This window comes from Mesorhizobium sp. M0862, from assembly GCF_040319795.1.
In the GTDB taxonomy this organism is placed as follows: Bacteria; Pseudomonadota; Alphaproteobacteria; order Rhizobiales; family Rhizobiaceae; genus Mesorhizobium.
Map to the genome: position 1 here is coordinate 11,207 of NZ_JAMYOJ010000023.1, position 12,674 is coordinate 23,880.

The following is a 12,674-nucleotide window of genomic DNA, read 5'->3' on the forward strand; positions in this document are numbered from 1 at the left end:
AGTAGGTGCAAGCTGGTCACCGTCAGAAGCTGAGGGCCAAGAACTGCCAGTTCACAAAACATGCTTGCTCAGTACTTGGTCACCCCTGCTTGAAGCTCGTCGTTGCCAAATTTGAAACCTGCCTTTGCCAGCCTCTTTCCTTCGCCATTGCCCGTCCTTCCGTCTACAAGCGAAGCCGGCTCAAGAGCGGACTTTGTCGAGGATTGCCACCTGCGCGCAGCCTATCGTCCAGCTGTGGGACATTTCATTGGTTATTTCGTTTAATGCTGAGTTCGTCTCCGAGTGAACGGCACTACGCTACAACGACAGACGCCGCGCCAACGCCTCGCGCGCCGGACCACCCATGGCCGTCTCTCGAATCCAAGGAGGCGCCGTCGCTAGCGCTCGCCGGTCTCAACTTCGACAAGCCGTCATCCAGCCGCTGATCTCCGACAGGCCGCGGACGTTGACTGGCAAAATTCACGGCAGCAAGTTGCATGCATACCTCGGTCGAAGACCAGATGCTGCATCGGAACCACCAATCGCTGATCTAATCCCATCAGCCGCTCTGCGCGACGCTTTGCCTCGGGCGTTCGGTGTCAACGGTTGTGCCAAATTCTCGAGGGTGAGTAGCGCCCCGAGCAATGCGGTTTGGTCCCAGAACTACTGATCTCGATCGAATTCGGAATCTTTGCAATCGAAGACAAGTAAACTATCGGCTTTTACAGCCGTCGACGGAGAAATCTCCAAACGTCGCGATCTACCTGTTTTGTAAGTTACGTCCCCGACATAGACGAAGCCGATCTTCATATTTTTTACAATAGAACGTGTGTTCTTTTGGCGTACGAACGAAGTCACTTTCTCAAGCTTTAAATGTTCGAAAGCAAATTGGACTACTGCCCTGCCGGCCTCGACCGCGAACCCCTTCCCGGAGGCCGCAAGGTGGAGGCAGGTCACGATTTCCACGTTATTTGGATCTTCGGCCAGAGAATTCGGATCTTCGGCCCGATACGTGCCGATGCACATCAATCCACAATAGCCAGCGAACTTTCTAGCTTGGTCTTCATTTTTGACGAACACCATCCATAAGCCGAAACGATTGCGCTGCCAATGATTGATGAACTGAAGCAGTGCAGCTTTCGACTGCTGTATCGTCGGATAGACTCCATCCCTCATGGCGTTTACCACGAACGGATCGCTATGAAGTTCATGTAGACGAAGCTCGTCACTGTGCGACGGTGGCCTTAGGATTAGGCGCGGTGTTTCTAGGATGTGCATGAGTAGATTCCCTTTCTGAGCCGACACCGAAAAACGTGGGACTATGATCTCCTAGAGTGCGTGTTCCTTGGGTGAAATTTTTTAGAAATCTCTGCAAAAATCTTGTTTCCGCGATGCTGAAGTTCCTTTAAGAGGCGCGGCCATTGCGCGCTGATGATGTTGCTGAAGCACCCAAGGAGGTTACATGCCCTGCCTGGGCGCGAAAAGTCGAGAATGGCACCTTTGTAGGCGACTATGTCGAGGGCATGTGGCCCATCCTGCAGCACCCGAGCCTGGCGATTTTGTGCTTGCAACCGGCGAGACGCATTCCATTCGGTCCGCACTTTTGTCGAGGCTGCTTTCAAGCGAGCCGAGGTCGTCTGGGAGGTGAAGGCGTTGATGGGCTGGGCCGCGAACGGGGAGTAACCAGGCAATGATCCGTATAGACAAGGGTTACTTCGGTCCGACCGAGGTTGACCTGCTGATTGGCGATGCCACTCCCCAATGAAGCAACGTGAGGGCACGCGCCATTTTTACGGCAACGATTCTCTCTTGGATTTACCGCGTGTGTGCCGCCAGTCAACTGACTGGTCGAGAACGTAGGACCGTCATTTCCCGTCACCGCGATCGCAAAGAATGCTCTCAGAAGGTAGCAAACGTAGGTAGACCGGCCTCTTGGTCGATGCGTCAATCCAGCCGCCATCAACGCGCTGACAGGGGAAGACAAGTGGGTGTAGACCGTTTCGATCCATGACCGCGGTTCGAGACCCCGGTCGAAGGGGCGCTGGAAATCAGTCTCTACATTCGTCTGGTTACACTGCCAACGCTTCATATTGTTCCGGCTCAAGATGATGCGACGGTGTGCCCCGAAGCGGACGCCCGGCATAGCCATGAGGCGGGCCTTGCCTGTCCGGCTTTTCAGTTTCGATCCGCCGCACACTTGGCGATGGACACGAGGCAACCTTCCTCAATGCGGCCAAAAAATATCTGAGGACAAGCAAAATCTGCGACTAGGTTCCGCCGACCGGGGTTCACGCGAAACAGGTGGTTGAGGCGGCTCGCCTTATGCAGTCTCAAGAGGATCAACATTCGCTCGCGCGCTTTCAGACGGTTGCCGACCTCCAGTCAGCATAAGGACGCCTTTGAATGGGCATATTCGCACATCCTACAAAGCAGAAGCCATCCGTCCCATTCATGCGGTCGACGATTTGGCTAGACTGGCCCTTCAAAAAGATCTGCGTATTCGTCGCGCAGAAGATTGCCCAATACGTGGCGCCGTTCAAAATCCGTGCAGCAGAGCGTAACGTCACCGTTTGGGAGAAGAACATTCCGATACTGCCGTGACGTCAACGCATATCAGCGCGCCGCCGACTGGCTGCCGTGGTTCGACGACCTTCGGATTGACGCTTCCACCCCTGCTGCTCAGAGGCCGCGCGCGAGCTAGCGCTTCGGCGGGAATTTTCCCGGCGATATCCGGATGGACGTCGCCCAGGACTATAAACCTCATCGAGGCGATGTCTGTGTAGACCACTTGACGAATCAAAGTGAGATACTTGTCTCCGACAAGACGGCTATTCATGTATGCGCCATCACCGAGAACATGGACCACGAATACCGTTGAGCGCGGCGCTTTCAAGCGGTTTAGATCACGCCCCTTCATTCCTACAAGCGTCGTGAAAATCCGGATGCCATGGCTTCTGGCGTAAGCGTGCTCGATCATTTCGGTGCAATCCGGATTGAGCCAAGGCTCGGAGTACCCGGCGAAACTAATGTCGACGGAAGTTGGTACGCGCGCCAGGCACCGCTTGAAATCTTCAAGACGAAGATGCTTCACATGAGAGACCGCTCTTTGCCGATGGGCGAATTTGTCCTGCGGACAATAAGAACATTCGACGATGCAGCCGGTGGTCGTGGTTATTTCTAAAACGCTGCCGCCCGGGATGGCAGAACCCAGTTCCTATAAGATTATCGGATATGCCTCCTTTTTTAGCTCAGTCACCTTCGCGTTGGGTGGCAATTACCCCCTGCTAGGTTTGCTGGGCGGCCCTCGCACCTAGTTTGGGCGCTTCGCCGGGGCACGGCAGGACGGCGAAATCGCAATCTGCCGAGGCGTCGGCCGTTGCGGAAGGTGTAGCTGTAACCGTTGATAGCCGGCGCGCCGCCGAGACGCGCGTAGAGCACCCTCGATCCCTCTGGAAAGAAGCCGGACGAGGTCGATCATCCCTTGCATGGATTTGCCCTCGTAGACGGGGATCGGTAATTATATCCTCGAGCCGCGCAAACAGGCGGATGGCCTGCTTCGTAGCCTCGGAGGGAAGGCCATAGCCGGGAGACGCGCAACCCTCAAGCAGCACCACATCATCATCCACGATTTCCATGCCGAGCTTGACGAGCTTCGCAGTATACCGGGCAATACTTAGCACCTGCGCCTTGGTCGATACCGACCACATTGCGCTGTCGACCGTGCTTGGCGAACCCGACCAGCATGCCGGCATGTGTCGAGCCCGTGACCGTGCAAACGATGATGTAGTCGAAGCCAAACCCAAGCTGTTTCTCCTGGGCGCGCACCTCCTCCGCGAACCCCACGTACCCAAGCCCGCCATATTTGTGAACTGAGGCCCCGGCCGGTATCGGGTAGGGCCTGCCGCCCCTTGATTTGACTTCATCGAGCGCCTGTTCCCAACTGCGGCGGATGCCGATATCGAAGCGCTTGTCGACGAGGCGCACCTCTGCTCCCATTATGCGGCTCAAGAGAATGTTCCCGATCCGGTCGTAGACGGCATCCTCATGTGGTACCCAGCTCTCCTGAACCAAAACATTTCATGCCGATCTTAGCGGCGACCGCGGCGACCATCCGCGTATGGTTGGATTGCACGCCCCCGATGGCGACGAGCGTATCAGCGCTTGACGCGATCGCGTGAGTTTCAATCCTCGCGTTTGGCGTAGATTTCCAGCTTGCCCCCGAGATGCTTGGAGAGGCGGTCGAGCTTCTCGATGGGCGTGGGTCCAAATGTGAGCGGATAGCGTTCGTACTTTTCCAGCATTTTCTATCCGGCAAGACGCGATGGAGCTGAATGAACCATTCACGATTCATACTAGTTGCGTCGTTGATTTGACTTCATCTGCGTTATCTGCCGCCAGAACAGTCCCATTACTTTTTTCAGCGCCTGATTCGTCATCGAGAGGTTGCAACCGCACGCCGGCGTGGGAGAGACTATCCGAATGCGTATGGCATTCGAGAACTGTATCTCCTTGATTAAATCAAATAAGCTGGATTGCGGTCGCCATCGACTTCTCGAGCACACAATACCCGTTCAATGTTTATTTGGTCCAAAGTGTCTGCGCCAGCTTGACCACTGACCTTGTCATCTCAAGGCAGCAGCAGCGATATGGCCAGCGTTTGATCCCGCTGGGCCAACTCTGGGGATTCATTCGTCACCTCAAGGTTTGGAGGCTCGGATCCAACGTCCTTGCAACTGCCGAAATGCTCAGCCCTTTGGCCAGCTCGGCTATCGCAGCCAGACCGCCAGATCAGAAAGAGCACGCTTGCGAAATAGGCCAACTGAAGGAGCAGCGAACAAGCCAACGTCGTGACGACTACTGTGCTGATGGAATGAGAAGCGAAGTAGACAATCAGAGCGTTGTTGCACAGGACCAGCCCCATGACGCGACAAAAGATTTTTAACGACAACGCCATTCTCCTGGTTTGTCTCCTCAGATCATGCTGCGACCTGGTCGGCCGCAATACGGGTCTGGCAGTTCTTCGGGCAGACGCGGCCGCAGGCTCCGCAGCCAATGCAGCGGCCGGCATGGTCGACGACCATGATGACGCGATTGAGCTCGCCGTCGAAATCGTCGTCTTCGCCGTCGCAGGGGCCGAGGATTTCACCCGCGTCATCGACGCCGTAAAGATGCATGACCTCGCGCGAGCAGACTTTGAAACAGCGGCCGCAGCCGATGCAGGTCGTGCCGTCTATAGCGGTGAGATATTCCGGCATCCATCGGGAGCCGTCGCGGGTGGTGAATGTGCTCCTCATCGAAACTTCCTCATTGCAGTGAGCTCTCGCTTGGCACCATCCAACTCGGCAAAAACGGCCGACGTTTCCTCGGCAACTTCCTCTATCTCCGTCCATTTTCCCGGGAGATTTTCTGCAAGGTCGCGCAATTTCATCTTGGCAACTGCCGCGCGCAGCTGAAGCTTTCGGACTTTCTTCCCCATCTCATCTAGCTTTGACATAAATCCTTCCTCGAAATCGGTTTCATCACGCCGGCGCCACGCCGGGATAGGCTTCAATGGCTGCAGTCGCATCGTCGACCAGTTTCGTACCGGCCTCCGCGAGCTTCCTGAAGGTCTCGAAGCCGAACCGGTGGATGTCTCGACAGAGCGACCAACCGCCCGGCCGTGAACACCAGGCGTCCGAAGTCCCCATGGGTTTCATCTCCGTCATTGGCGATGTCATCAGACCGGAGCGCTCCTCGATCGCGAGCCCGACGGTGGTGTAGAACATGTCGAGCCTCCACAGCACGTCCGGCTCGGGATCGCCGATGACAGGCATCGCACGGCGCTGTTTTCTGGTGACGATGAAGTCGGCCAGCAGTTCGGCGTCCGATTTGCCTTCCCGCGAGCGTCGGAGTCTTGAGCACGGATCAGCCGCACAAGGTATCTGACGAGCGGTATGGCAAGGGCCGCCTCGTCCTCGTTGACGGTAGGGCTCATTGCGGTATCAGACATTTCGCCTTCTCCTCATTTCAGTCCTCTTCCTCGAAGCACGATGTCTGGAAATGGATGAACCGGCCAGTAAAGATTCCGACCATATTCTTCTCGCCCGGCCGCGCTTTGGCACCTCCGGGAGGCTTGTTTTGTGGAGTCGCACAGAGAGCGCCGTAACAAACCTTGCCGCTTCTGTACTTGGCCAGGGCCTGCAGCAATCGAGCAGCTGCTGCTCTTTCTGTTCGTCCGGGGCAGGCTCCGGACCGTCCAACGACTGCAGTGCCAGTTCGACCAACTCGATACGCGATCGTTGTTGCCGTTTTCGTGGTAGTACCTGCGACAGCCGGATAAGACCGGTACTTAGGGCTGTCGCCTTGCGGGGGATTCAGTGCCAGAATGTGTTCGGACAGTTCCTTGCCCATCGCGAAACGCTCAGCAGGGGGAAGGCGCGAATGGTCATTGGCCGCATGGAAAAGTTGGTCTAGCGCCGAAACCATCCAATCCTCGGAATTTTTGTCGATCGCGTCGCGAACCAATTGGCGCATCACGGGCAAGCCGTTCCACACATCTTATATTTTGTGAAGCAACAGATGTGCTTGAGCCAGGCGGAATTGAGCTCGTCCGGCATCAAGGCAATGCCCTCTTCGATCGCCCAGAGCGCCGTCGTCCAATCTTCCAACTTCACCGCCGCCCAGAACCTGTCATCGATCGGCTTCTTCAACGCTTGTTCACGCGCCATGGATACGCTTCTGGCGATCCGCTCCTCATCGGCGGCTTTCGCTTTGTCGCTGGTGCGCCAACTGCCGTTGAGCACCTTCGGCAAAACCTCGTCGAGTTCCATCGGATGACCGGCAAAGGCGATGTGGCCGTCTCGGTCGACCACGAACGAGGTCGGAAACCCGACAGAAAAGCTGGGTTTTATCCAAAGCTTGTTCATTTCGCCTGTGTAGTCGAACGCGATCCGATAGTTCAGATTCGAGCACTTTTCGGTCAACCACGCGTCCAACTTGGTACGAGCCTCAACGGCCGTTGGAGCGTCTTCATTAGCCGCGACTGCGACGACCTCAAGTCCGCTGTCCCTGTATTTCTCCTGCAGCCGCATCAAATGGAGCATCTCCGCCACACCTGGTCGGCACCAAGTTGCCCAAAATTCGACGATATAGACATTGCCGGGCTGGAAGTTCGCAAGGGGCTCGCCACGCAGCCAGTCCTCCACTTTGATCGAAGGAGCCGGTGACTCCATCCGCAACACCATTTTGCTCTCCAAAGCTGTTGCCAAAGGTTGCGTGACCTTATGCGCAGGCTTGTTCCCCTTTGAGACGGGGCACGAGGGTTCAAGGGACGTAGAGCATCGCTCGTTTTGCGCATCTGCGTGCAGTCAGCCTTCACTTAGTGTTGCTGAGTCTCAGTTCGCAAAGGCCGTGCCAACGCGCTCAGCGCGCAGTAAACGCTTGGTTACACTTTAAAAAACTTTAGGGGTGCCCAAAATAGCCGGTTGTATTGGACAGGACATGTTTTCTGCCACTGTCAGGTCTTGAACACGCATCACGCGCTTCGCGTCGCCCGAGAAGCGTGGCCACGGACGACTCGACAGGATATTCGGCGGAGGGACGTGATGGACATTATGACTGTGTTGGTTACCGTCAGGCTCGTGATCATCGTCCGCCTCAAGCCTTGCTTGAGCTTCTTGCCGTTTGGGTCGCTCAGGTGGTAGCGGAACGCCATTGCGATTGCAGGGGAGCTCCCTCCGAGCATCGCCTCTGCCCTACCTCTTCCGCTTTGCGATTGAAATTAATGGCTGGCGACGCCGGAGTTCTTCACGTCGAGGTCATGTCCCGCTGCGGGTCGCGAGTACCGTGATCAGCAGATTGACGAAGATGATCTTAGCGAAGAGGTGCGCCGGCCCGGTGAACTCTCCCGGATTCCTGCTTTTGCGTTCTGTGTCCCTGTTCACAGGCCCTACAGGGACTGTTAACAAGCCCTACAGGGACCGCCTGGTGCGAATGTGAGCGTTGTCGGAATTGACCCGGCCAAAGACCACTCGGGCGCCACGCGGGTTGGACCGGACCGAGAAAAGGCTGAAGATGCGGCCGTACTCACCCCTAACCCGCCTGCCATTCCAGACCATGGCAACGTGATTATGCGATCGATTCCCGCCGACCGCGGCAGGAGCTCGACCGTTCCGATTCGAAGTGGAGGGCGTCGGCCACGGCACGGTCGTTGCGTTGTTAAGCTCCCGGCTGGTAATGAGGAGATCGTGATAGCGCGCATACGATGCCGCTACGGGTCCGAACTCGGCCTGTTGCGCTGAACGACTCTCTTTGACCTGACGCCGACCTGCGCCGTGACTGTGGCTGCATTGAGGACTGCCCATACCTCTGCCCGGCCGTTGGTCTCAGCATCACGGACCAACTCGGGCGAGCAGAAACACCCCGCGCGCGCGTTAGCGGCGTTCGCGGATGTTCTCGGGCGGCGCGTGCAGATTGGCTCCGAGAAGCTTCGCGAAGCTTGCACGTTTGCCGCGATCTTTCTCCGACTTGGCATCAGGGCTCAGTGGGTAGAGTTCGAACAGCGTCGGTGCTGCTTCGGAAGCCGTCAGCGAGCCAAAAACAGCGGCAATGACGGCTTCCCAACTATCCATTTTGTCACGCCGCCGAAGAGTCGCGCACGTAGCCTGCGCTTGCCATAAGCGCCCATGACTATCATGCCGGCAGACATGACGATTGCGTGCTGCGTGAGCACCATAGCCACCGTTTGCCGGCGCTCGCCAGCAGGTCAACCGACACCCGAGCACCGTGCTTAGTGAGATAGGCAGCGATATCGGCTCCGGGCTCGGAACCGTTCCGGTGCAGGTCGCCTCAGGATCGACTAGTGCGACATGAACTTCCTCAGCACCGGCTAGCAGATCCAGCGCTTCCCGAACCGAACGGGACGCCTCGACTCGAGAACCCCAGCCGACCAGCACGCGCCGTGGAGACAAAGTCGCGTCAGTGCCCTCCGGCACGACAAGCACCGGCTTTCCGGTGTCGGACAAGCTGCCGTTGATAACAAGGGGACCGACGTTGCTGTCGTTGGAAGTGCGGGGCCTACGATTGTCAGGTCGTTGCAGAGCGCCCGCTGTCGCACCGCGTCACCGATGCTGGCCTGATCGCAGTTGGCAATATCGCATCATAGCACCGCCACGTGGCTCTTAGCAGTTTGTGAATTTCCCTGGATGTTTTTTCCAAACTGGCCGCGTGCTGTGAAAATCTCTCGATTTGCCTATACCGTTTTTCCAGTGCGGCGATGGCGTGGGCGCGTTGTCTAGGCCATTCGGGGATGCCATCACCCAGCGGCGGAGGCGACATAACGAGAGGCGGAGGCGACAAAATCAGGACGGACAAATGTGCGCCAACCTCGGCGCACAAGCTTGCAGCTGTTCTGACGTCCCGATCGGAGTGGTCAGCTCCCGCTACACTGAGTAAGGCTTTTGTAGGCCATCTGACTGCTCCCCTGAGTATGCCGCGCCCCTAGCGCGTTTCGAAGCCGCAAGACTTGCCTTCGCACAACGAAGATACACCATCCTTCGCCATTCAGTCGTCCGGCTTCTCGAGCGAGTAGCCGGCAGACCTGACGGTACGAATGACGCTACCTGGCGAGGCCGCCTTCAGCGCCTTTCTGATCCGGCTGATATGGACGTCGACAGTGCGTTCACCGATATGGATATTGTCCGGCCAGGCCGCGTCGATCAGCTCGTCTCGGCTGAATACCTTGCCGGGAGCCTCAAGAAATTGCCGCAGCAGGTTGAATTCGAGAGGTCCAAGATGGATGTCGTGGCCATTGCCTCGAACCCGGTGAGCATCGAGCTTCATCTCAAGGCTACCGCAACGGAGCCAGCTGCCGTTTTTTATCCCATTTGAACCCGGCTGCGGCAGCGCCAGCTTCGTGCGGAGACAGTCAAGCAGCTTGGCCGGCGCGAAGGGCCGCACAAAGCTCTCGTCAATACCTGCCTTCAAGAGATCGAGGTGCTGGTTCTCGGCGCCGGGCGCGATCAACGCAATGACGGGCAGGCGGCCGGTCCGGGGCTCCTCCTTGAACCGGGCGCAGATTGTGGAGCCTGCCGCGCTTGCTGGCCCGCAGTCCAGGACTACCGCCTGGAGCTCCCGTTGATCGGCCAATGCAAGTGCTTCCTTCACGCCGCCTGCCGGCTCGCTCGTGAAGCCATCCACCCCCAGAATGTGGCTGAGGAACAGATACAACTCCGCATCTTGCGAACAGATCAGCACCACTGGCTTCATCAGCGCTACCCCAAGAACCACATCGGCCTCGACCGCCTCGATTGAGAGGGCTGGCCATCGCATGTCCTCAAAACCTGACATGATCCCCTCGACGAAAATCGGTTCCATCACGCCCGCGCCACCTCGGGATAAGCCTCAATGGCTGTGGTGGCATCGCCGGCCAGTTGGGTACCGGCCGCGGCGAGTTTCCAGAACGTCTCGAAGCCGAACCGATGGACGTCGCGCAGGGTCTTGGACAGAACGACCAGTCGCCCGGCCGTGAAGAGCACGCGCCCGAAGCCCTCGTGGCTTATCTCCATCATCGGCGATGCCATCAGGCCGGAGCGTTCCTCAATCGCAAGCCCGACGGCGGTGTAGAACTTATCGAGCCTCCACAGCACGTCCGGATCGGGATCACCGATGATTGGAATTGCACGGCGCTGTTCCCTGGTGATGATGAAGTCGCCCAGCAGCTCGGCGTCCGATTTGCCTTCCCATGACCCGTGGGAATCATTGGCACGGATCAGCCGCACGAGGCATTTGACGAACGGGGTGGCAAGGGCCGCCTCGTCCTCGGTGGCGGCAGGGCTAACAGCGGCTTCAAACATTTCGCCACTCCTCATTTCAGCTTTCGTCCTCTAAGGAGGGTTTCTGTTCAGCGACACCTGCCTGCGCCAGCACCTTGCGCAGCCAAGGGGGAGGACACGTCCTGAGCATCATCTGCGTGCGCAACAGCACCTCTTGGATGGTCTGGGGCTGCGGCACTTTGATCGGATGGATCTTTGCGGAAACAAGTTTGGCTGCCGAAGGTCCGCCGATCGCCAGACAAAACAGGAGATGACAGCCCTTCAGCGCCTCCACCTTCGGGGTGATGCGGTCATCGCCCTCGGTTCGGTGCTTCCCGCTCTCGTCGGAAACGTCGTCGAAGGCCACGGCTTCGACGAGATTCCACTCCTCGCGCATCACGTCGTAGACAGCAAAGCGCCTGGCCGACCCGAAATGGGCGTTGAGGTTCTTCATGTCCTGCGTGGCGATTGCCACGCGCAATGCGCCGGCTTGGCGTTTCGGCGCCGGTGCGCGAACCTCGTCAGTGACGAGCGAGAGGCGACGAACGGAGCTCATCTGGGATTTCTCGCTTACGGAGTGGATCAAGCGCCTCAGGCGTTGGCGCGTGCCGGTTGGCTTCAAAAATGTTGGCAACCTCGAAGATCAGGTCGCGGGTCCCCTGGTAGAGGATTGTGAGCTTGTGCTGGCTGCCGAGCCGGTCGAAGATCGGGAAGCCGACCCGCATGAGCGGAATGCCGAGGCGCTGCGCCGCCTGGCGGCCGTGGGAATGAGTAACGAAAAGATCAGCGCCGGCGCCAAGAGCTTCCAAATCGCCGAGATCGCCAATTTGAACCGACTGCGCCGGTACTTCCTCCAGAATTTTCGACATAGCGGCCGTTGTGACGGCCGCCGCGATTTCGGAGCCCATGCCGGTGAAGAAGCTCGCGAGTTGGTAGAGTTGGTCTGGTTCTGCAGCGATCGCAATTTTCTTGCCTCCAAAGTGGAAATGTCCGTCGAGCAACGCGTCCTGCAACTGCGCCCGGTGACGTCGCACCCCAGCCGGCGCCGCCTCGCCCGAAACCGCGGACAGCAGCGAGACGAACCGGTCGGCATCCTTCAATCCAGTCAGCGACCGGAACAGCACGTATGGCACGCCGGTCAACCTCTGCAGCAGCTCGGCCGGGCGGCGCATATGCTCACCGATGACGATGCATTGCTCGGCCGTGCCAAGCTCGCGGATATCCTCGACACTGGTGCCGCCATAGGTGGTGGTGACCCAGCGGTTGGGCACCGTACCGTCGAGCGAGCCGGAGACGTCCGGCAGAATCACCGGCTTCAGTCCAAAGCTTTCAACCATCTCACGCAAATGCTCGATATCAGCCACAGTGAGGTTCCAGCCAGGCAGGATCACGATCTTCTTCGACTGCCGCGCCTGCTCGCCGGGCCGCGTAATCCTTTCGATCATCGCTGTGACAGCCTTGGCCCAGCCCTCTTCGATCGCGCCATCGAAATCCGGTGTGTTGGCCAGCACCACCTCCGTACCTGCGAGTTCTTCCGTGCGCTTCAGCCTGATATTGGCGATATCTCCTGCGCAGTCTTCGCCCCGGGTTTCCACCAGCGCCGTCGTGCAGACCCCGATCAGCGTTGGCTTTGTGCGGGCCTTGAGGTTGAGGATCGCCTCTTCCAGATGGTCTGCCCCGCCAAGGATCGTCGCCACCTCGTCCATCGCCGTGGTCTGCAAGGGGATGGCTTCCTTGAAATGTCGCACGAAGAGCACGAGCGCGAAGCTGGTGCACCCCTGGCTGCCGTGGAACAACGGCATCGCGCCGTCGACGCCAAGAAAGGCCAAGGCGGCACCCAGCGGCTGCGATGACTTCAGCGGATTGACCGCTGCCGCTTTGGTCTGGGGAAGGATGCGGCCCATT

General features: G+C 58.2%; 12 protein-coding genes and 2 pseudogenes. All 14 read right to left on the reverse strand.

Annotated elements, in window-relative coordinates; translation table 11 throughout:
* Window positions 1-642: 642 nt before the first annotated feature.
* Window positions 643-1,257, reverse strand: a complete 615-nt coding sequence (locus NKI15_RS26550; protein ID WP_352887406.1) for a GNAT family N-acetyltransferase — start codon at window positions 1,255-1,257, stop codon at window positions 643-645.
* A 1,191-nt stretch (window positions 1,258-2,448) separates the two neighbouring features.
* The gene (locus NKI15_RS26555; RefSeq protein WP_352887408.1) at window positions 2,449-2,586 is read right to left on the reverse strand and encodes an SPASM domain-containing protein; all 138 of its coding nucleotides are present in this window, start codon (window positions 2,584-2,586) and stop codon (window positions 2,449-2,451) included.
* Window positions 2,543-3,070, reverse strand: a complete 528-nt coding sequence (locus NKI15_RS26560; protein ID WP_352887541.1) for a hypothetical protein — start codon at window positions 3,068-3,070, stop codon at window positions 2,543-2,545. Before NKI15_RS26560 ends, NKI15_RS26555 begins: the two co-directional genes overlap by 44 nt.
* 161 nt (window positions 3,071-3,231) lie before the next feature.
* Window positions 3,232-4,280: pseudogene (locus tag NKI15_RS26565) on the reverse strand (1-aminocyclopropane-1-carboxylate deaminase).
* 326 nt (window positions 4,281-4,606) lie between these two features.
* Complete coding sequence (locus NKI15_RS26570; protein WP_352887411.1) at window positions 4,607-4,927, reverse strand: exopolysaccharide production repressor protein; 321 nt, start codon at window positions 4,925-4,927, stop codon at window positions 4,607-4,609.
* A gap of 28 nt (window positions 4,928-4,955) precedes the next feature.
* A complete protein-coding gene (gene fdxB / locus NKI15_RS26575) occupies window positions 4,956-5,273 on the reverse strand; it encodes a ferredoxin III, nif-specific (RefSeq protein WP_352887414.1) in 318 nt (105 codons plus the stop codon).
* Window positions 5,270-5,473 carry a CCE_0567 family metalloprotein gene (locus NKI15_RS26580; protein WP_352887416.1) on the reverse strand — a complete coding sequence of 68 codons (204 nt, stop codon included), beginning with the start codon at window positions 5,471-5,473 and terminating at the stop codon, window positions 5,270-5,272. The genes fdxB and NKI15_RS26580 overlap by 4 nt, the downstream gene beginning before the upstream one ends.
* Window positions 5,474-5,498: 25 nt before the next feature.
* Window positions 5,499-5,792 (reverse strand): DUF269 domain-containing protein, encoded by a 294-nt coding sequence (locus NKI15_RS26585; RefSeq protein ID WP_352887420.1) that lies wholly within the window; start codon window positions 5,790-5,792, stop codon window positions 5,499-5,501.
* Between the two features lie 193 nt (window positions 5,793-5,985).
* Window positions 5,986-7,202 (reverse strand): annotated as a pseudogene (locus tag NKI15_RS26590) (TlpA disulfide reductase family protein).
* A gap of 1,188 nt (window positions 7,203-8,390) precedes the next feature.
* Complete coding sequence (locus NKI15_RS26595; RefSeq protein WP_352887422.1) at window positions 8,391-8,588, reverse strand: hypothetical protein; 198 nt, start codon at window positions 8,586-8,588, stop codon at window positions 8,391-8,393.
* A gap of 931 nt (window positions 8,589-9,519) precedes the next feature.
* Window positions 9,520-10,305, reverse strand: coding sequence for a response regulator transcription factor (locus NKI15_RS26600; protein WP_352887526.1), 786 nt, complete (start codon window positions 10,303-10,305; stop codon window positions 9,520-9,522).
* A gap of 26 nt (window positions 10,306-10,331) precedes the next feature.
* A complete protein-coding gene (locus tag NKI15_RS26605; protein WP_023694353.1) occupies window positions 10,332-10,811 on the reverse strand; it encodes a NifX-associated nitrogen fixation protein in 480 nt (159 codons plus the stop codon).
* Between the two features lie 16 nt (window positions 10,812-10,827).
* Window positions 10,828-11,325: a nitrogen fixation protein NifX gene (gene nifX, locus NKI15_RS26610; protein WP_352887425.1), complete on the reverse strand. Its 498-nt coding sequence runs from the start codon at window positions 11,323-11,325 to the stop codon at window positions 10,828-10,830.
* Window positions 11,291-12,673 (reverse strand): nitrogenase iron-molybdenum cofactor biosynthesis protein NifN, encoded by a 1,383-nt coding sequence (gene nifN, locus NKI15_RS26615; protein ID WP_352887428.1) that lies wholly within the window; start codon window positions 12,671-12,673, stop codon window positions 11,291-11,293. The genes nifX and nifN overlap by 35 nt, the downstream gene beginning before the upstream one ends.
* Window position 12,674 lies beyond the last annotated feature (1 nt).

What these genes read in the sequence shown, in the direction of transcription:
- nifX (WP_352887425.1), bottom strand. Translation starts at nt 11,325, where the DNA reads ATGAGCTCCGTTCGTCGCCTCTCGCTCGTCACTGACGAGGTTCGCGCA.
- NKI15_RS26550 (WP_352887406.1), bottom strand. Translation starts at nt 1,257, where the DNA reads ATGCACATCCTAGAAACACCGCGCCTAATCCTAAGGCCACCGTCGCAC.
- NKI15_RS26580 (WP_352887416.1), bottom strand. Translation starts at nt 5,473, where the DNA reads ATGTCAAAGCTAGATGAGATGGGGAAGAAAGTCCGAAAGCTTCAGCTG.
- nifN (WP_352887428.1), bottom strand. Translation starts at nt 12,673, where the DNA reads ATGGGCCGCATCCTTCCCCAGACCAAAGCGGCAGCGGTCAATCCGCTG.
- NKI15_RS26600 (WP_352887526.1), bottom strand. Translation starts at nt 10,305, where the DNA reads ATGTCAGGTTTTGAGGACATGCGATGGCCAGCCCTCTCAATCGAGGCG.
- NKI15_RS26605 (WP_023694353.1), bottom strand. Translation starts at nt 10,811, where the DNA reads ATGTTTGAAGCCGCTGTTAGCCCTGCCGCCACCGAGGACGAGGCGGCC.
- fdxB (WP_352887414.1), bottom strand. Translation starts at nt 5,273, where the DNA reads ATGAGGAGCACATTCACCACCCGCGACGGCTCCCGATGGATGCCGGAA.
- NKI15_RS26585 (WP_352887420.1), bottom strand. Translation starts at nt 5,792, where the DNA reads ATGCCTGTCATCGGCGATCCCGAGCCGGACGTGCTGTGGAGGCTCGAC.
- NKI15_RS26595 (WP_352887422.1), bottom strand. Translation starts at nt 8,588, where the DNA reads ATGGATAGTTGGGAAGCCGTCATTGCCGCTGTTTTTGGCTCGCTGACG.